This is a genomic window from Pusillimonas caeni (genome assembly GCF_003545815.1).
GTDB lineage: Bacteria > Pseudomonadota > Gammaproteobacteria > Burkholderiales > Burkholderiaceae_B > Pusillimonas > Pusillimonas caeni.
In genome coordinates this window covers 267,921-286,628 of sequence record NZ_PDUW01000002.1, presented here as the reverse complement: position 1 = coordinate 286,628, position 18,708 = coordinate 267,921, and the positions used below count along the sequence as shown (strand labels likewise).

Genomic DNA, 18,708 nt, shown 5'->3' with positions numbered 1-18,708 from the left:
CGCCCGCTGCGGACAAAGACGCAAGCTTACAGGAGACGCGCAATGTTCAATGCGATTACCCGAGGTTCGGTCAAGCTGGTGGAGCGGTATCTTCCCGACCCATATATCTTTGTTCTGCTGCTGACCATTGTAGCGGCGGCCGCTGCCATGCTGATAGAACAGCAAGGCCCGATGCAGGTCATTGAAATCTGGGGCGACGGCTTCTGGGGCTTGATGAGTTTTACCATGCAGATGCTGCTGGTGCTGCTCACCGGCCATATGCTGGCCAGCACGCCGCTCATACGCAGGCTGTTGACACGCCTGGCCTCGCTGGCGCGCGGCCCAGGCAGCGCCATCATCCTGGTCAGCGTGGTCGCCCTGGCCGCCAGCTGGATCAACTGGGGCTTCGGCCTGGTCGTCGGTGCGCTGTTCGCCAAAGAGCTCGCCCGCCAGGTGCGCGTGGACTACCGGCTGCTGGTCGCCAGCGCCTATTCCGGCTTTCTGGTGTGGCACGGCGGGCTCTCGGGCTCGGTGCCGCTCACCATTGCAACGGAGGGGCATTTCTCGCAAGAGCAGATCGGCATTATTCCCACGTCGGACACCATGTTCGCCTTGTTCAACGTGGCCATCGTGATCGCGCTGTTCATCGCGGTTCCGCTGGTGAACCGCCTGATGCTGCCGCGCGCCGAAGAAAGCGTCTACGTCGATCCGCAGCTTCTGGTCGAACCCGACGAAGAAGCCGGCACAGTGGACCGGCCCGCGGACAAGCTGGAAAACAGCCGACTCCTGGCCTTGATCATCGCCCTGAGCGGCCTGGCCTATATGTTCCACTACTTCGTCATCAGCAGTGGCACTCTCAATCTGAACATCATCAACTTCTCTTTCCTGATGCTGGCCGGCCTGCTGCATGGCACGCCGCGGCGCTTCCTGCATAGCCTGAACCAGGCGATACGCGGCGGCGCCGGCATCGTCATCCAGTTTCCCTTCTATGCCGGCATCATGGCCATCATGATCGAATCCGGGCTGGCGGCCACTCTGTCGGAGTGGATCGTGTCGCTGGCGACCGAGAAGACGCTGGCCTTCTGGACTTTCATGAGCGCCGGCCTGGTCAATATCTTCGTGCCCTCGGGCGGCGGCCAATGGGCGGTGCAAAGCCCCGTCGTCATCGCCTCGGCTCAGGCCCTGGGCGCCGACATGCCGCGCGCAGCCATGGCCGTCGCATGGGGCGACGGTTGGACCAATATGCTGCAGCCCTTCTGGGCCTTGCCCGTGCTGGCCATTGCCGGCCTGAAGGCCAAGGACATCATGGGGTTCTGCCTGATCCAGCTGTTCGTCTCGGGCGTGATCATATCGCTGGGCCTGACGTTCTTGTAAGGCCGGCCGGGGGGGCGGAACCTGACGCGCCGCTTCCCCATTGGCAAGCTTGGGACCTGTTGACGCTAACCCGAGTTGCGCAGGCCCGCGGCGATTCCATTGATGGTCAGGTGGATGCCGCTCTGGATTTCGCTTTCGACCGCTTCGGTGCTGCGCCTGCGTCGCGTGTTGCCGCGCAGGCGGCGCAGCAGCTCGACCTGCAGGCGGTTGAGCGGGTCGACGTAGGCGAAACGCTCGTCCAGCGCCGCGCGCAGGGCTTCGTCGTTGGCCAGCAATTCGTGGCCGGTCACGGTACGGAACATCTCCACGGTCAGGTCGAATTCCGCCTGGATACGGCCGAATATGCGCTCGCGCAGGGCTTTCTGGGGCACCAGGTCGGCATAGCGGCGCGCAATGCTCAGGTCGACCTTGGCCAGCACCTGCTCCATATTGGACAGCAGTGTGCGGAAGAACGGCCACGAGCGCGCCATGTCGCGCAGCAGCTCGAGCCGTTGCGCGGCGCCGGCCGGAGCGTTCTCGCAGCCGTGCTCGACGTAGTGCGACAAGGCCGTGCCGACGCCGTACCAGCCCGGAAGCAGCAGGCGGCATTGCGCCCACGAAAACCCCCACGGTATGGCGCGCAGGTCTTCGATCTTCTGGCCGGGCTTGCGCGCAGCCGGACGCGAGCCGATGTTCAGGCCCGCGATTTCCAGGATCGGCGTGGCGGCGAAGAAATACTCGGCAAAGCCGGGCGTTTCGTAGACCAGTCCGCGATAGACGCTCTGGGCCATTTCGGACACATAGTGCATGCCGCCGCCGAAGCGGGCCATGAAATCGTCCTCGTCGTGCGCGGACGAACGGGAAGGCGTCAGGCTGGCCTCCAGCGTGGCCGCCACCAGAAGCTCCAGATGGCTGGAGCCCACTTCGACGTCCTTGTACTTGGCCTGGATGACCTCGCCCTGCTCGGTCAGGCGTATCTGGCCGTTGACCGTGCCGGGCGGCTGCGCCACGATGGCGTCGAAGCTGGAGCCGCCCCCGCGGCCGACCGAACCGCCCCGGCCATGGAACAGGCGCAGGCGGGTGCGGCGCGCCTTGAACACCTCGACCAGCCGCCGTTCAGCGCAATAAAGCGTCCAGTTCGAGGTCAGGTAGCCGCCGTCCTTGTTGCTGTCCGAATAGCCCAGCATGACCTCCTGCACGCCGGCCTGGTCGCGCCGCACCCGCTCGGCCACTTCGGGCAGGCCCAGCCATTCGTCCATGATGTCCGGCCCGCGCTCCAGGTCGGGAATGGTCTCGAACAAGGGCACCACCATCAGGCCGCCGCCATCGTCATGGCGCGCCTGGCCGGGAGGCGCGCAGACTCCCGTTTCCTGCTGCAGCAGCAAGACTTCGAGCAAATCGCTGAGCGTTTCCGTATGCGACACGATGACCTGGCCGATGGAGCGCTCGCCGAAGCGGCGCCGGCACTGGGCGGCCATGCGCCATATGGCGAGCTCTTTTTCAGTCTCGTCGGAATAGCGCAGCCACGGCGACACCAGCGGCCGGGGCTGGCGGATCTCGTGGCGCAGCAGCTCGATGCGCCCGGCTTCGTCCAGCCGGGCGTAATCGACGGCCTTGCCGTTGCACTTGGCGCCGGCCGCCCGAAGCAGCTCGGCAACCACTCTTTCATTCACGTCCGAGCTTTGCCGCAGATCGAGCGTGGCCAGGTGAAAACCGAACACCGATACGGCCTGGCGCAGGCCGTCGAGCCGCAGGCGGGCAATGAGCGCGCCATGATGGCCCCGCAGCGACTGGGCCATGACGTCCAGGTCGTGCAGCAGCGCTTCGGGGTTGTCGTAAGCCGGCGCGGCGTAGGTGGGGAACAGCGCCAGCGAACGGCCCAGCAAGGCTTGCGCCGTGGCGGCCAGGCGCGCATAGACGTGGATGCAGGCCCGGCGGTAGGGTTCGTCGCTGCGGTGCGCCGAGGTGTCGCCGCTTTGGCTGGCCAGCTGCTGCAGCGCCGTCGAAGGCCCGGCCAGCGACTGCGACAGCGAAAGCTCGGTGCCCAGCACCTTGATTTCGGCCAGATAGTGCTCCATGGCGCAGGCGCATTGCTTGAGCACGGCCTGCTCCAGGGCCGCCGCATCGACATTGGGATTGCCGTCGCGATCGCCTCCTATCCAGCTTCCCATGCGCAGGAACGGCGGCAGCATGCGCGCCTCGACGTCGAATACGGAACGCCGCACCGGCTGCAGCCGGTCGGCAAAGTCCTGGTACAGGCGCGGAATGGCATCCAGAAAGGTGCTGCGATAATAGGACAGTGCATTGTCGATTTCATCGAGCACCGTCAGCTTTTGCTGGCGCAGCATGCGGGTCTGCCACAGCGTGGCCACCAGGCCGGTCAGGCGCTGCCTGATGTGCAGCCTTTCGGCATCGGTCAAGGTCTCGTCGCACAGGGCCAGCTGCTCGGCGATGGCGCGATGCAGGTCCAGGGTGCTTTTGCGCTGCACCTCGGTCGGATGGGCCGTCAGCACGGGCGCAATGACGGCGGTTTCCAGGTAGCGGCGGATGCGCGCCTTGCCCACCCCGCGGCCGCGCAGCACATCCAGGGTATGCTGGAGGCTGCCCCGGCCCGGCGCGTGCGAGACGAGCTCGTGGCGGCGGCGGCGCTGTATCTGGTCGCGGTCCTCGGCAATATTGGACAGATGCAGGAAATAGCTGAAAGCGCGCGCGGTCTGGGTAGCCTGGTCGTCGGTCAGGCGGGCGATCTGGCGCTCGAGGGCGCGGCCGTCGCGAACGTTGCCTTCGCGTCTCAGCCTCACGGCCACCTGCCTCAGCTTCTCGACCACGTCGAAAGCCCGTTGCCCTTCGCATTCTTTGATGACTTCGCCCAGCGTCCTGCCAAGTAGCCGCACATAGGCGCGCAGCGGCGGGACGTCTGAATCGGCAAAGAAAGACCTTGCTGCCGGAAGCTGGCTCATGAACCCATCCTTGTTTTGTAGTTGGAATACTGATGCCTGACGCAGCCCACAACTTTAGCAGGATTGTCGCCATGGCCATGGAACTGGGCAGCAAGAATCCGGAATCCGGATTCGATTTCCTGTACTACTCTAAGGCTGTGTCAATTAACCCAGCGAGCAGCTCAAGGCCATGGAACACATCGCCATGAAACCCACCCACACGGCTCCCGGCCCCTACGCCACCGATGACGCCCGCTGGCGCGCCATCGTTGAGCGCGACGCCGGCGCGGACGCGCACTTCGTGTATGCGGTGCGAAGCACCGGCGTGTATGCCCGGCCGGGCGCCGCGGCCCGTCGGCCCAGGCGGGAAAACGTGGAGTTCTTCTCTTCGCCGCAAGAAGCCGAGGCGGCCGGCTACCGGGCCAGCCGCCGCGATGCGGCGCCTTCGGCCAAAGGCCGGGGCGATCGCGCGTTGCTCATCGCCAGGGCCTGCCAGATCATCGAATCGGCCGATACCCCGCCGTCACTGGATGCACTGGCCCGGCAGGCGGGCATGAGCTCCTTCCACTTTCATCGGGTGTTCAAGGCCGAGACCGGCCTGACGCCCAAGGCTTACGCTGCCGCCCACCGGGCCCGCAGGCTGCGCGAACATCTGGCGGAGCCGGGCGCCTCGGTCACGCGGGCGCTCTACGATGCCGGCTTCAATTCCAGCAGTCCCTTCTACGAGGCGTCCGGCAGCCTGCTGGGCATGCGTCCCGGCGACTATCGGCGCGGCGGCGCCGGCTCGGTGATCCGCTTCGCGGTGGCGCAATGCTCGTTGGGCGCCATTCTGGTTGCCTGCAGCCAGCGCGGCATTTGCGCCATACTCATCGACGACGATCCCGAGGTGCTGGTGCGCGACCTGCAAGACCGCTTCCCCAAGGCGGAGCTGGTAGGCGGCGATGCGGCCTTCGAGGCGCTGGTCGCCCGCGTGGTCGGCTTCGTCGAGGCCCCCTCCATCGGCCTGGACCTGCCCCTGGACATACGCGGCACGGCCTTCCAGCAAAGGGTGTGGCAGGCGCTGCGCGACATACCGCCGGGCGATACGGCCAGCTACAGCGACATTGCCCGACGCATAGGTGCGCCGAACGCGGTGCGGGCCGTGGGACGCGCCTGCGGGGCCAACGCCATCGCGGTGGCGATTCCCTGCCACCGGGTCGTGCGCCGCGACGGCGACCTCACCGGCTATCGCTGGGGCATCGAGCGCAAGCGCGAGCTGCTGCGCCGCGAAGCCGGGCAGCGCGAGGCTTCTTGACCCGGGCACGGGACGGCGTCCCTTCTATTGCACGAACTCGTTGGTAAAGACGTCTTTCGAGTCGAGTTTCTTTTCGATGATGCCCTGCTGCAGGTAGAACTCCTGCAAGGCCGCGACGCGCTCGGCGTCGAACTGGCCCGGCACCTTCTGGCCCGGATAAACGTTTTTGGCATAGTAGGCCAGGACCTTGCCGACCATGTCTTCACGGCCTTTGTACACCGGCTGGGCCTCGATATACGCCTTGGCGGCGGCTTGGGGGTCGTTCTGCACTTCGGCCAGCGACTTGAGCGTAGCCGCGACGAACTTGCGGATGACTTCGGGATGCTGCTTGATCATGTCGTCGGACGCCAGTACGGCCTGCGCCATGCCGGGGAAGAACTCGCCGGTGGACTCCCATTTGAGCCGGGCGCCCGCTTCTTCGGCCACCGCGCCCATCTCGGGCGCCCCGACCATGCCGTCGGCATTGCCGTTGGCCACCAGCTGCCAGATGCCGGTGGGGCCGGCTGCCTGGACGTTGGCGTCTTCGCGCGTGAGCTTGGCCTTGGCCAGCACCGCCAGCGTGGCATAGAAGGAAGTGTCCTGGTAGGACATGACGGTAAGCGTCTTGCCCTTCAGGTCGGCGGGGCCGCCGATGTTGCGATCGGTGCGCGTCATGAGCTGATGCAGCGCCTTGCCTCCCAGCAGCGCGACGCCTTTGACCGGGATGCCGTTCTGGCGCAGGATGATGGGCGTATCGCCCAGGGCGCCGCCCAGTTGGCCGTTGCCGGCTCCCAGCTGCTTGCCGACGTCCGCCCCGCCCTTGACCGAGACGAACTTGACCTGCAGGCCGGCGTCGGCATAGTAGTTCTTGTGCTGGGCCAGCATCAGCGGCGCAAACGCGATCGCGTTGGCCGGAGCCGGCAGCAGATAGGTAATTTCAAAAGGCTTTTCCTGGGCGTGGGCGTTGCCGAGGGCCAGCGATGCCGCCGACGCCAGGGCGGCGGCCTTGAGAAACCGGCTTAACGCGTGTGTGATGTGCTTCATAGGTGTCCCCGTATGTGCTCTGTTTGCGTGGCTGCATTCCGCGTTCTGGCCGGCGGGCCGCAGTGTCCATATTTAATTCACTTCAACGTGAATTATATGGAGATAATATTTGCGAGTCCATGCCGCGAGGCTCACAATAGGGCCTGATCCGTACAAACCCCTAGTGCGGCCGAGGCTTAAAAGGCCGGCCGCCGCTTCCGACATATCGATACACCATGAGCGCAGCCACCTCCAAAAAGTCCAACTCCCGGGCCAAGGGCCGCCCCGACGCCGACGATACGGTCGGGCGCGAAGCGCTGCTGGCGGCAGCCATCGAAGAGCTGCGCGTTTCTTCGCCCGAATCGCTGACCCTGGCCGGCGTGGCGGCCAGGGCGGGCGTCCACCCCGCCCTCATACGCTATTACTTCGGCAACAAGGACAAGCTGCTGCGCGAAGTGGTGAAGCAGCTGGTCGACCAGGGGCAGGAATCGGCCCGTTCCACCATGGAAAGCAGCGCGCCGCTGGAAGACAAGCTGGCCGGCCGCCTGCAAAGCATGATCGACCTGATTCATTCGAACCCTCATTTCCATCGGCTGGTATTGGACAAGATCTACGGCCAGGGCAACGACGGCGACGGCGAGGACCTGCTCGGCCAGATCGCAACGCGCGGCATGCGCCTGACCGTTTCCTTGCTGCACGACCAGCCCTCGCGCCCGGTGCGGCCCATCGACCCACGCTTTCTCCATGTCGCCATGATCGGGCTGACGGAGTTCTTCGTGGCCGCGAAACCCCTGCTGCATGAACTCTTCGGCGAGAACGCCGACATCGATGAACTCAAGTCGCGCTATGTCTCCTTCGTGACCGACCTCATCCTGCATGGCATCTCGGCCGGAGCCCCCGCGACGCCTTCCGTCGTTGACAAGAGCCGGCGCTCGGGTCGATAATTCGCTCTATCGTGAATTAATCGGGCGACATGCCCTTGATCGCCGCCTCGACGGCGGAGACGAAAGCATGCTTAAAAACTATTGGTACGTGGCCTGCGCGAGCCGCGAGCTGGGGGCCGAACCCCTGGGCCGTGTCATCTGCGGCGAACCCGTGGTCGTGTTCCGGCAGGACGACGGCACGGTCGCCATCCTGCGCAATGTCTGCCCGCATCGGCAGGCGCCGCTGTCGATGGGCTCGGTCGACGGCAAGGTGTTGCGCTGCCGCTACCACGGCATGGAATTCAATACCGAAGGTCGCTGCGTGCACATTCCGTCGCAGGACGTCATTCCGCCGCGGGCGCACATCAAGAGCTATCCCTGTGTGGAGCGCTACGGCCTGATCTGGATCTGGCCCGGCGACCCGGCGCTGGCCGACTCCGCAAGCCTGCCCGGCCTGCCTTGGCGAGAGGATGAAGCCTGGAACAGCGACATCGTCCAGTATTTCCACGTAAAAAGCGCGCACGTGCTGATGAACGACAATCTGCTCGATCTCTCGCACGTCGCCTTTCTGCACGCCGATTCGATCGGCTTCGACTCCAGGCGCCTGGAGGGCGACCCGCTGGAGGTCGCCGTCGAAGACGCCTACGTCAGCACACGGCGCGTGTTCAAGAACACCATGCAGGCGCCGGCCCACAAGGCCTGGCGCGAACTGAAAGAGCCCATCGACCGCACCCAACTGGCCGAGTGGCGCCCGCCGTGCTTCATCAATGTGCTGGCCCGCAATGAAAACGAAGAGGCCCAGGTCGACCTGCGCGCCGACCACTTCATCACGCCCGAAACCGATGGCTCGCATCACTACTTCATCGCCATGGCGCGCAATTTCCGCATCGACGACGAGGCGCTGACGCACAAGCTGGACGACGGCGCGCGCAAGGTGCATGGCGAAGACGTGGAAATCGCCGAGGCGCAGCAGGCCATGAAGACCTTCACGGGCGGCGCGCCCGACATGGCGCTGAAGGCCGACAAGGCCGTCACCGCGGCGCACAAGATCCTGGCCCGCCTGGAAGCGGCCGAAACTCGCTGACACACCCGCTCATGTCCCTGATCAAGAACGCACTCATCATCGGCGCCGGCATCGCCGGATGCTCGGCCGCCATCACGCTCGCCAGCCGCGGCGTCGCCGTCACGCTGGTGGACAAGCAGAAAGAATGGCGCTTCCAGAGCTCCGGCATCTTCGTGTACAGCAACGGGCTGGCGGCGCTGCGCGAAGTAGGCGTACTGGACGAGATCATTGCTGCGGGCTTCGGCATCGGCGATGGCAAGAACATCTACCTGGACCACCGGGGCGCCCCCATCGTGGACGTCTTCTACCCCTCCATAGGCGGCAATGTGCCGCCCATCCTGGGCATCAAGCGCGCCGAGATCCATCGCATTCTCGCCGCCAGGCTGGAGGCGCTGGGCGTGGGCATACGGCTGGGCTCCACCGTCGCCGAACTGTCCACGGGTTCAGAAGCACAGCCCGCCCGCGCCGTGCTGTCGGACGGCACCGCCGGCGACTACGACCTGGTCATCGGGGCGGACGGCATACGCTCGCAGCTGCGCGGCCTGCTCCACCCCGCCATCCAGCCGCGCAACACCGGCTTCGGCGTATGGCGCAGCGTGCACCGGCGGCCGGCCGATCTCGACGTCAAGATCATGATGATGGGCATCGGCAAGCGACTGGGCATCATGCCCATCAGCGACGACCGGCTCTACATCTTCGGCACGGTTCCCGAGCCCGAGGCGCATTGGTATCCCACCGAAGAATGGCCCGCCATCATGCGCGAAAAATTCGCGGAATTCGGCGGACCGGCGCGCCGCTTCCTGGACGAGGTCTCGTCCGAGACCGAAGTGCTGTATACCGTGGTGGAGGAAGTGGCCGCACCCCTGCCCTGGCATCGGGGACGCGCCCTGCTCATCGGCGATGCCGCCCACGCCTCCACGCCCTTCATGGGCCAGGGCGGCGCCATGGCCATCGAAGACGCCGTGGTGCTGGGCCGCATGCTGGACGAAAACGCGCCCGACGTGCCCGAACTGCTGCAGCGCTTCGGCCGGCGGCGCCATCCCATGTGCAAGTTCGTCCAGGACGCCTCGCGCCAGGTCGGAGAGGCCGGTGCGGTCGAAGACCCCGAAAGCTGCAAGGCCCGCAACGCGGCCATGCGCCAGACGGCGCAGGGCCACGTCGACAATTTCTATGCGCGCCTGCAGGCCCTGCAGGAAGCAGAGCGGGCGCCTCAACGTTGAAGCTTGGCGGCCAGCGCGCCGCGCCCGACACGCCTCATTGCAACGCGCGCTCACTCATCGACTGCCTCGCTCTCGCGCTCCGCGCGGCGAGACACATCGTCCCGCCGCCACGGCACCTCGCCAAAAGGCTGCGATACCGGCTGGGGAATGAGGTTGGTGGCCAGGCGCAGGATGTCGGGCCGCGCATAATGGCCGGCCGAATCGCAGGCGTATTTCAGGTAGACGATTTCCGACAGGTCGATGTCCGCCACCAGTATGGTCTCGTCCTCCATATTGGGCCCGGCCAGCATGCGGCCGGTGGGCGAAATGATGGCGCTCCAGCCGCCGCCGGTGCGGATCATGTCGGGCTGGTCGACCAGATCGAGCCGCTTCAGCACTTCGTCATCGATGCGCGAGCTGACGTTGATGACGAAGCTTTGCGACGCCCAGGCATGGTAGCGGGCGGCCGTCTCGACCACCTGGTTGAAAAAGCCCGAGTTCGGATCGTGTGTGAGCGCGGAAATGCCGGGCCAGCAGCCCACGTGGATCTGCTGCCCCTGGCTGGTCAGCGCATAGCGCGCCAGGTCCATGGTGTGTTCCCAGCAGATCAGGCCGCCCAGCTTGCCGAGGTCGGTATTGAAGACCGGCAGGTCGGAGCCGTCGCCGCGGCCCCAGATGGTGCGCTCGACGTGGGTGGGCTGCAGCTTGCGGTGCCGCCCCATGATGGCGCCGCTGCGGTCGAAATACAGCTGGGTGTTGTATAGCGTGCCGCCCTCGCGCTCCGACATGCCCAGCACCACATAGACCCCCGCGCGCCGCGCCGCCGAGCCGATGCGATCGGTGGCTTCGCTGCCTATTTCGACACTGTTGGTGTACATCTCGTAGTACAAAGGCGCCCCCCGCGTGGGCGTATGCGTCCAGATCCAGAAGGGATATCCGGGCACGAAGGTCTCGGGAAAGGCGACCAGATCCGCCCCCTGCTCGGCCGACTCTTCGATGAGCCGGCAAGCCTTGTCGATGGACTCATCGCGATTCAGGAACACCGACGCGGCATGCACCGCCGCCGCCTTGAACTTGGGAAAAACGTCTGCCATGCAAGCCTCCTGGTTGTGACCGTGTTCGGAAATGAAACGGCACCACCATGCCGCAGGGAAGGAAAAAGGTCAATGGCTCCGCCGACAGGCGCCGCATCGCTGTGCTAGAGTAAAAACTCATCCCGGAAGGAAGGGCCCGACCATGAGCACGTCCGCTTCTCCGTCCGCCGCCAGCGCGCCGGCCAGCGAAACATCACTGCGCATCGCCGTAGCGGGCGCGGGAGCCGTCGGCTGTACGCTGGCGGCCGCGCTGGCTCATGCTGGCCAGCCCGTCAGCCTGCTGGCGCGCGGCGCCTCCCTCGAGGCGGTGCGCCGCAATGGACTGCGGCTGCGCCGCGCCCACCACACTTTGCACGTGCGGCTTCCAGCCAGCGACGACGCCGCCGAACTCGGCGTGCACGACGTCGTCCTCGTCTGTACCAAGGCTCAAGACCTGCCGGGCATCGTGCCCGCGCTCGCGCCGTTGATCGGGCCCGACACCTGTATCGTTCCCATGGTCAACGGCGTGCCATGGTGGTATTTTCAGCGCCTGCCGGGCCGTCTTGCGGGGCGCCCCGTCAGGGCTGTCGATCCCGACGGCGCACTGCTGCGGGCCTTGCCCAGCGAGCAAGTGCTGGGCGCCGTGCAGTTTCTTGCCGCCGAACGCCTGGAGCCAGGGGTGGCATCGTCCTCCAACCCCATGCGGATCGTGCTGGGCGAACTCGACCACAGCGAAAGCCCGCGCACGGCGCGCCTGGCCGAGACATTCAATGCGGCGGGCATCGAGTCACGCGTCAGCAGCCGCATCCGCGATTCGCTGTGGACGAAAATCATCGCCAATCTCATCTCCAACCCGCTTTCGGTCATTACCGGCGCAACGCTCGACACGCTGTACCGGAACCCGCGCCTGCAGCCCATCGTTCGCAAGATAATGAATGAATGCCTGGCACTGGCCGCCGCCTACGGGGCGCGCCTCGATTTCGACCCGGCCAGCTTCGCCGAACAGGCGACCCGCCTGGGCGCCATTCGCACCTCGATGCTGCAAGATTCGCTCGCCGGCCACCCGTTGGAACTGGCGGCCATCGGCGACGCGGTGCTCGAGCTGGCCGAACTGCAGAACGTGCCCATGCCGGTTACCCGCGACATTCTCGCCCTGACCCATTTCCGCAACGACGCGCGGCACGCCGCCAATTTAAGTCGCGGCTAGCCGGTGAAGGCCGCGCACGGCGGCGCTTCGGGTGTTGACGACCCTATTCCTGCAAGAGCCGCGCCACCAAGCGGGTGGTCGCGGCGAAGTGGCCTGACAGCAGCTCGCAGGCACGGTCGGCATCGCGCTGCATGATGGCGTCGACGATGGCCTGATGTTCGGCGTCGACGTTGCGCTGCTCGGCATGGCCGATGCCGGCCGACAGGGCCCGATAGCGCGCCGTCTGTTCGCGCATGGTGGCGCAGAAGCGCTTGAGCCACTTCGAAGAACAGCCCGATATCAGCGTTTCGTGGAAGGCGTCGTGCGCGCGCTCCCAATCGGGGTTGATGTCTTTATCGGGTCCTTCCAGATGCAGCGGCAGGCGCTTGAGCTGATGATACGCCGCCAGGACCCGCCCCTCCCATTCGCCGTCATGGCGCGAGATGGCCTCGCGCAGGGCCAGGGACTCGAGCTGCTGGCGCGTGCGGGTGATGTCGAGAAGCTCGTCTTCGGAGACGTCCGAGACCCGGAAGCCTTTTTGATCTATGGCGTCGATGAAGCCGGTATTGCACAGGCGCGACAAGGCTTCGCGCAGGGGGATGGTGCCCACTTCGTAGCGTTCGGCCAATTCACGTATGCGCAGCTTGGCGCCCGCCGGAAACACCCCATTGATGAGGTCCTGGCGGATGGCGAATTGCAGGGAGGAGGCCGTAGTGCGGGCAGTGCTGGGATCGGAGCTCAATTCGGGTTCGTAATGAAGTCGACAGCCCCGGGCACCGGCCATGGGGGCGGATGGCCGCTATTTTACCCAAGCCTGCAAAATTAATCTACAAAACTTGATTTTGTATATATTTTGGCATAGGATTTCAAGCAGCATAGTTTTTCATCCACCGGAAGGTTTCATAACAAGAGGGGTCTGCATGCGGTACGTATCCATAGAACTCAATGGCAAGCCCGCCCTGGGCGTGCGCAACGAGCAAGGCGACATCGACGTCATCGGCAACGAAAGCCTGGAGGCCTTGCTCGCCGGCGGCACCGACCTGGCCGGCTACGCCAAGGGCCGCCAAGTATCGCAAACCATCAAGGCGGCCGACGCACGCCTACTGCCCCCTCTTTCGCGGCCTCCCAAAATCATCTGTGTCGGCCTGAACTATGCCGACCATACGGCCGAAAGCCCCTACGAACAGCCCGATTACCCCACGCTGTTCCTGCGCCTGCACACCAGCCTGGTGGCGCACGACCAGCCCATCGTCCGCTCCAAGCTCTCCGACTCGCTCGACTACGAGGGCGAGGTGGCCGTGGTGCTGGGCAAGGGCGGCCGCTACATCTCCAAAGAAAACGCTCTGGACTGCGTGGCGGGCTATTCCATCTTCAACGATGGCTCGATACGCGAATACCAGTTCAAGGCCCCTCAATGGACAGTCGGCAAGAACTTCGACGCCACCGGAGGCTTCGGCCCCGACCTCGTCACCGCGGACGAGCTTCCGGCGGGCGCCAAGGGCCTCAAAATCGAAACCCGCCTCAACGGCAAGGTCGTGCAGTCGGCCACCACGTCGGACATGATCTTCGACGTCGCCACCCTTATTTCCATCATCAGCGAAGCTATCACGCTCGAAGCCGGCGACGTCATCGTGTCCGGCACGCCGGCCGGCATCGGCTGGGCGCGCGACCCCAAGCTGCTGATGCGTGACGGCGACGTCTGCGAAGTCACGGTCGAAAAGCTGGGCACGCTGCGCAACCCCATCGTCGACGAGGCGTAATACAACCCGAGAGGGCGGAAACATACACCACAAAAGCCCTCTCTTTCCGACGCACACGGAGGAAGACATGTCAGCTCAACCCGTCGGCAACGCAGCCATCCACTCCATCGATCACTTCGCCCTCAATGTGCCGTCGCTCGACCAGGCCGAACATTTCTTCGGAAATTTCGGCCTGCAGGTCGAACGCAGCGGCAATGAGATCCAGTTGCGGGCGGCCGACAACCATCGTTGGGGCCGGCTGCTGGCCTCCGACCGCAAATCATTGGCCTACCTCAGCTTTGCCTGCCTGGAAGGCGAGCTGCCGGCCATCGAAGCCCAGGCCCGCGCCGCAGGCGCCGATTTCGACCGCGCCTCGCCGCACAAGACCGCCGAAGGCATCTGGTTCCACGACCCGGACGGCAATCTCGTCCAGGTCAAGGAAGGCCCGCGCACCATGCCCACCGCCAAGGCGCCTTTCAACGTGCCCGTCGCCGACGCCCATCAGCGCGGCGCCCATGCGCGGTCGGAAGGCCAGCCGGTTCGGCCGCGCCGGCTGTCCCACGTGCTGCTGTTCACCCCCGACGTGCTGCGCGCGGTGGAGTTCTACAACAAGGCCATCGGCCTGCGCCTGTCGGACAAATCGCTGGACATCATCGCCTTCACCCATGCGCCGCACGGCTGCGACCATCATCTGCTGGCCTTCGCCAAAAGCTCGGCCAAGGGCTGGCATCACTGCTCCTGGGACGTCGCCTCGCTCGACGATGTGGGCCGCGGCGCCAGCCAGATGAACGACGCCGGCTACAAGCACGGCTGGGGCACGGGCCGCCACGTGCTGGGCTCCAATTATTTTCACTACGTGCAAGACCCCTGGGGCTCGTTCTCGGAATACTCGGCCGACATCGACTACGTGTCGGCCGACAAGCCGTGGCCGGCGGGAGAATATCCGCCCGAAGACTCCATGTACCTATGGGGGCCCGACGTGCCCGACGACTTTATCTTCAATACTGAAGCCGCCACCGCCCAGGCCTGACGCATTGATGGGCTATATGGATGGTCTTCTTATACGGGAGACGTCTCATGCTCGGCGGGCATTTGGTTTCTTAAGCGCTGTCCTGGGCGAAGCCTTTTTGGCCGGACGGTCGGGCGGACCGAGGCAGCGCCCTCCAACGTCCGGCCAAAAAGGCTTCGCCCAGGGCAGCTCGCACATACGGCTGGCCGCGGATGTAGCAAGACATCAATATGCGCGTAGCACCGACATGTTCTGCACCGACAAAAGAACGCAGTATATGGAGCTTGAGCCACTATAAGCTGCCGGGGGATGGCCTGGCTTGTACCGGGCGTTGGAGGGCGCTGCCTCGGTCCGCCCGACCGCCCGGTACAAGCCAGGCCATCCCCCGGCAGCGTCTAAAGAACACAATGACGGTCTCGCTCAATAAGACACCGAATAGAAATACTCTAGACGACCTCTTCGGCATCCAGACCCAGATAGGCCCGTCGTAGTTCGGGGCGGGCCAGCAGTTCGTCGGGGGTGCCGGTGGCCACGATGCGGCCTTCTTCCAACACGGCGGCGCGCTGGGCCACCTGCAGCGCCATGGTCACGTTCTGCTCCACCAGAAGCACCGCCATGCCTTCGGCGTGAATCTCGCGGATGACGCGGAACATGTCCAGCACGATGCTGGGCGCCAGGCCCAGCGAAGGCTCATCGAGCAGCAGCAGGCGCGGCCTGGCCATCAGGGCGCGGCCAATGGCCACCATCTGCTGCTGGCCGCCCGATAGCGAGCCGGCGGGGTCGTCGAGCTTGGGCACCAAGGCGGGGAACAGGTTGCATACCCGTTCGATCGAATCGGCGCGGTGCGCGCGAGCCTGGCCGGTGTAGCTGCCCAGCTCGAGGTTTTCGCGCACGCTCATTTCGGTGAACAGCCGGCGGCCTTCGGGCACCAGCGCGATGCCCGCCGCGCAAAAGCGATGCGGCAGCAGGCGGGAGATGTCCCGGCCGTCCAAAGACAACTTGCCCGCGCTGATGCGGTTGAGGCCGGCGATGGCGTTGATGAGAGTCGTCTTGCCGGCGCTGTTGGGGCCAACTACGCACAGCAGCTCGCCCGCGCCGACCTCCAGGGAAACGTCCCACAGGGCGGTCGCCGCGCCATAGGCCACGCGGATGGAGTGGGCTTCAAGCATGGATGGGTACTCCCGATGCATTGGGGGATTCGCGGCCATCGTCGATGGGCTTGCCCAGATAGGCGGACACCACTTCGGGGCGCGCCATGACGTCGGCGGGCGGCCCTTCGGCCAGGACTTCTCCTTGATTGAAGATGACGATGCGGTCGCACAGCGCCATGACCGCGCGCATGACATGCTCGACGAACAAGATGGTGGTGTCCTGCGCGCGTATGCGCTGTATCAGGGCCACTGCTTCATCGATCTCGGAGGGTGTCAGGCCGGACAGCACTTCGTCCAGCATCAGCAGCTGGGGCTGCGCGGCCAGCGCGCGGGCGAACTCCAGGAATTTGCGCTGGTGCAGATTGAGGTCGTCGGGCAGCGCATGGGCGCGCGCCGCCAGGCCGGTGAACTCGAGCCAGCGCCAGGCGTCTTCCTGCGCCTGCTGGCGCTCGACCAGCTGGGCGCCGAACATGGCCGGCAGGGCGACGTTCTCGAGCACCGTCAGATGGGCGAAGGGCCTCGGTATCTGGTAGGTGCGCGAGACGCCGCAGCGCGCGATGCGGTGGGCGTTGATGCCGACCAGCTCCCGGCCGCTGAATACGATGCTGCCCGACGTGGCGGCAAAGTGCCCGCTGGCCACATTGATGAAGGTGGACTTGCCCGAGCCGTTGGGGCCCAGCAGCCCCAGGATTTCGCCGCGCCGCACCTCGAGGCTGACGCCCTTGAGCGCCTTGACGCCGCGGAACGACTTGGCGACGTCGCGCGCCACCAGCAGGGCCTCGCCTGACCGTATCCCGGATGTCCCGGGTGCCGCATTCGCGGCGGAAACGGCGGATTCTGGCGAACGGGACAGCTCGGCCATCTCGGACGTCTCGGCCGTTCGCCCTGTGCCACCTTCGGCCAAACGAGCCTGCTCATTGATCGCCGACGGAGGCGATGAAGCCACCGCCGCCCTGCCCGGCGGCTTGCGGCCGAAGCGCTTGAGCGCCTGGCCCAGTATGCCTTCGGGCATGAACAGGATGACGCCCACCAGAATGACGCCCATGGCCACCTTGCCCAGCACCGCGCTGTCGCCGGCGGTGAAGCTGTACAGCAGCAGCGTGATGACCAGGGCGCCGACCGCCGGCCCCAGCCAGTGCCGCGTGCCGCCCAGCACGCTCATCAGCACCACGGTAAGCGGCATGGCCACGGTGAAGACGTCGCCCGTGGTCACGTAGGACACGAACATGGCTTGTATGCCTCCTACCACGCCCGCCAGCGCGCAGGACAGGGCAAAGGCCGCCACCTTGTACTTGAAGGTGGGCACGCCCATGACTTCGGCGACGTCCTCGTCGTCGTGGATGGCGAACAGGCCGATGCCGAAGCGGGCATGGTAGATGAGCAGCGCGATGACGATGGTGGCCACGGCGGCGGCCAGCGCGAGCAGATAGAAGGTGCCCGAAGGCGAGGGGCCGAACTCGGGCATGGGCACGGCGCTGAGATATACGCCCTGCCCGCCGTCGATGGGCGTATTGAGCACGATGGTGGCCACGACGAAAGTGGCGGCCAGGGTCAGCAGGGCGAAGAGCTCGCCCCGCACCGCCTTGACCCGGAACGAGACGGCGCCCAGTACGGCGCCGAACAAGGCGGCGAACAGCCCCGCCGCGGGAAGCGTCCACAGGAAGGGCACGTCGAACTGGCTGGTGAGCGTGGCGGTGGTGTACATGCCGATGCCGTAGAACGCGCCATGGCCGAACGAGAAATAGCCCGAATAGCCCGACAGCAGATTCCAGGAAGTGGCCAGCGCCACCCAATGGAAGACCAGGTACAGGACCGATTCATAGAAGGCCGGCAGGCCGAGATAGGGCACGATGGCCAGCAGCACGCCGGCCAGCAGGACGATGATGAGGGAACGGCGCATGGGTCAGGCCCTCCCCGGACGGAAGAGCAGCACGAGAATCAGCAGCGAGAACGACACCAGCGGCGCCCACGAAGGCGAGGCCACCGCCATGGTGACGGCCTCGGAGACGCCGATGATGCAGCCGGCGATCAGCGGGCCCATGGGCCGCCCCAGCCCCCCGAGCATGACGGCCGCGAACACCACCCCGATCCAGGTATAGATCTGGGACGGCGCCAGTGTGTAGCTGAGCGCGATGCACACGCCGGCGATGCCCGCCAGCGCTGCATTGAGGCCCGACAGCATGAGGGCGAGCGCCCGCTGGTTGATGCCGAAGGCGGCGGCGATGGGCGCGTCTTCGGCCGCCGCGCGCAGCGCCTTGCCCAGGTCGGTGCGCTTGAGGGCCAGCCAGATGGCCACGGAAATGGCCACGCTGAGGCCCAGCGTGATGAGCTCGGGCAGCGGCAGGAACACGTCGCCGATGCGGTAGCGGTGTTCGGCATAGCTGGAATCCAGACGCCGGTAGTCGGCTGTCCAGATCCACTGCAGCAGGGCCTCGATGATGATGGTGAGGCCGAAGGTGATGAGCAGTGAATTGAAGGGCGTGACCTTGAAGCGCGCCAGCACCCAATGGACGGCGACGCCGAGCATGAAGAACAGCGGCACGATCATCAGCAGCGTCAGCATGGGGTCGACGCCCCCATAGCCGGCGAGCTGATAGGTGAGGTAGGCGCCCAGGAAAGCCAGGGCGAAGTGCGCCAGGTTGATCTGGCGCAACAGCCCCCAGGACAGGCTCAGCCCAAGCCCCAGAAGTCCATACAGCGCGCCGGTGAAGATGCCAGCCAGAATGGACTGGGCCAACAGGGTAGAGCTTGGTAGATTCATCAGCTAAACATCATACGTAGGGGTTGTGCCGCCAGCG

General features: G+C 65.6%; 15 protein-coding genes. 8 read left to right on the top strand and 7 right to left on the bottom strand.

What is annotated here, in order from left to right; genetic code table 11:
* Positions 1–42 precede the first annotated feature (42 nt).
* Complete coding sequence (locus CSC67_RS05040; RefSeq protein ID WP_118993432.1) at positions 43–1,353, top strand: short-chain fatty acid transporter; 1,311 nt, start codon at positions 43–45, stop codon at positions 1,351–1,353.
* 65 nt (positions 1,354–1,418) lie between these two features.
* Here CSC67_RS05040 and ppc read toward each other — a convergent pair whose 3' ends face one another.
* On the bottom strand, positions 1,419–4,292 hold the full coding sequence (ppc, locus tag CSC67_RS05035) for a phosphoenolpyruvate carboxylase (protein WP_118993431.1): 2,874 nt from the start codon (positions 4,290–4,292) through the stop codon (positions 1,419–1,421).
* 184 nt (positions 4,293–4,476) lie between these two features.
* On the opposite strand from ppc, the gene ada reads away from it, so the two are divergent.
* Positions 4,477–5,565 carry a bifunctional DNA-binding transcriptional regulator/O6-methylguanine-DNA methyltransferase Ada gene (ada, locus tag CSC67_RS05030; RefSeq protein ID WP_245220127.1) on the top strand — a complete coding sequence of 363 codons (1,089 nt, stop codon included), beginning with the start codon at positions 4,477–4,479 and terminating at the stop codon, positions 5,563–5,565.
* A 24-nt stretch (positions 5,566–5,589) separates the two neighbouring features.
* Here ada and CSC67_RS05025 read toward each other — a convergent pair whose 3' ends face one another.
* Positions 5,590–6,588: an ABC transporter substrate-binding protein gene (locus CSC67_RS05025; RefSeq protein ID WP_118993429.1), complete on the bottom strand. Its 999-nt coding sequence runs from the start codon at positions 6,586–6,588 to the stop codon at positions 5,590–5,592.
* Positions 6,589–6,803: 215 nt separating this feature from the next.
* Here CSC67_RS05025 and CSC67_RS05020 point away from each other — a divergent pair, with 215 nt between their 5' ends.
* From CSC67_RS05020 to CSC67_RS05010, 3 genes are all read left to right on the top strand, one after another.
* Entirely contained in the window at positions 6,804–7,511 is a 708-nt protein-coding gene (locus CSC67_RS05020) for a TetR/AcrR family transcriptional regulator (RefSeq protein ID WP_118993428.1), read from the top strand.
* A gap of 67 nt (positions 7,512–7,578) precedes the next feature.
* Positions 7,579–8,574 (top strand): aromatic ring-hydroxylating dioxygenase subunit alpha, encoded by a 996-nt coding sequence (locus CSC67_RS05015; RefSeq protein ID WP_167752759.1) that lies wholly within the window; start codon positions 7,579–7,581, stop codon positions 8,572–8,574.
* An 11-nt stretch (positions 8,575–8,585) separates the two neighbouring features.
* Positions 8,586–9,773 carry an FAD-dependent oxidoreductase gene (locus CSC67_RS05010; protein WP_118993426.1) on the top strand — a complete coding sequence of 396 codons (1,188 nt, stop codon included), beginning with the start codon at positions 8,586–8,588 and terminating at the stop codon, positions 9,771–9,773.
* A gap of 50 nt (positions 9,774–9,823) precedes the next feature.
* Here the strand turns inward: CSC67_RS05010 and CSC67_RS05005 are convergent, their stop codons facing one another.
* A complete protein-coding gene (locus CSC67_RS05005; RefSeq protein ID WP_118993425.1) occupies positions 9,824–10,846 on the bottom strand; it encodes a carbon-nitrogen hydrolase family protein in 1,023 nt (340 codons plus the stop codon).
* A 142-nt stretch (positions 10,847–10,988) separates the two neighbouring features.
* Here CSC67_RS05005 and CSC67_RS05000 point away from each other — a divergent pair, with 142 nt between their 5' ends.
* Positions 10,989–12,032: a ketopantoate reductase family protein gene (locus tag CSC67_RS05000; RefSeq protein WP_118993424.1), complete on the top strand. Its 1,044-nt coding sequence runs from the start codon at positions 10,989–10,991 to the stop codon at positions 12,030–12,032.
* A gap of 43 nt (positions 12,033–12,075) precedes the next feature.
* Here the strand turns inward: CSC67_RS05000 and CSC67_RS04995 are convergent, their stop codons facing one another.
* Positions 12,076–12,753 carry a GntR family transcriptional regulator gene (locus tag CSC67_RS04995; protein ID WP_118993423.1) on the bottom strand — a complete coding sequence of 226 codons (678 nt, stop codon included), beginning with the start codon at positions 12,751–12,753 and terminating at the stop codon, positions 12,076–12,078.
* A 178-nt stretch (positions 12,754–12,931) separates the two neighbouring features.
* Between CSC67_RS04995 and CSC67_RS04990 the strand changes: the two genes are divergently transcribed.
* Together CSC67_RS04990 and CSC67_RS04985 are read left to right on the top strand one after the other, a co-directional pair.
* The gene (locus CSC67_RS04990) at positions 12,932–13,771 is read left to right on the top strand and encodes a fumarylacetoacetate hydrolase family protein (protein WP_118993422.1); all 840 of its coding nucleotides are present in this window, start codon (positions 12,932–12,934) and stop codon (positions 13,769–13,771) included.
* Between the two features lie 67 nt (positions 13,772–13,838).
* The gene (locus CSC67_RS04985) at positions 13,839–14,780 is read left to right on the top strand and encodes a VOC family protein (protein ID WP_118993421.1); all 942 of its coding nucleotides are present in this window, start codon (positions 13,839–13,841) and stop codon (positions 14,778–14,780) included.
* A gap of 425 nt (positions 14,781–15,205) precedes the next feature.
* On the opposite strand, the gene CSC67_RS04980 is transcribed toward CSC67_RS04985, so the two are convergent.
* Genes CSC67_RS04980 through CSC67_RS04970 form a run of 3 tightly spaced genes read right to left on the bottom strand, consistent with a single transcriptional unit; the run spans position 15,206 to position 18,671 of the window.
* Complete coding sequence (locus CSC67_RS04980) at positions 15,206–15,928, bottom strand: ABC transporter ATP-binding protein (protein WP_118993420.1); 723 nt, start codon at positions 15,926–15,928, stop codon at positions 15,206–15,208.
* Positions 15,921–17,810: a branched-chain amino acid ABC transporter ATP-binding protein/permease gene (locus CSC67_RS04975; RefSeq protein ID WP_118993419.1), complete on the bottom strand. Its 1,890-nt coding sequence runs from the start codon at positions 17,808–17,810 to the stop codon at positions 15,921–15,923. The genes CSC67_RS04980 and CSC67_RS04975 overlap by 8 nt, the downstream gene beginning before the upstream one ends.
* A gap of 3 nt (positions 17,811–17,813) precedes the next feature.
* A complete protein-coding gene (locus tag CSC67_RS04970; RefSeq protein ID WP_167752758.1) occupies positions 17,814–18,671 on the bottom strand; it encodes a branched-chain amino acid ABC transporter permease in 858 nt (285 codons plus the stop codon).
* Positions 18,672–18,708 lie beyond the last annotated feature (37 nt).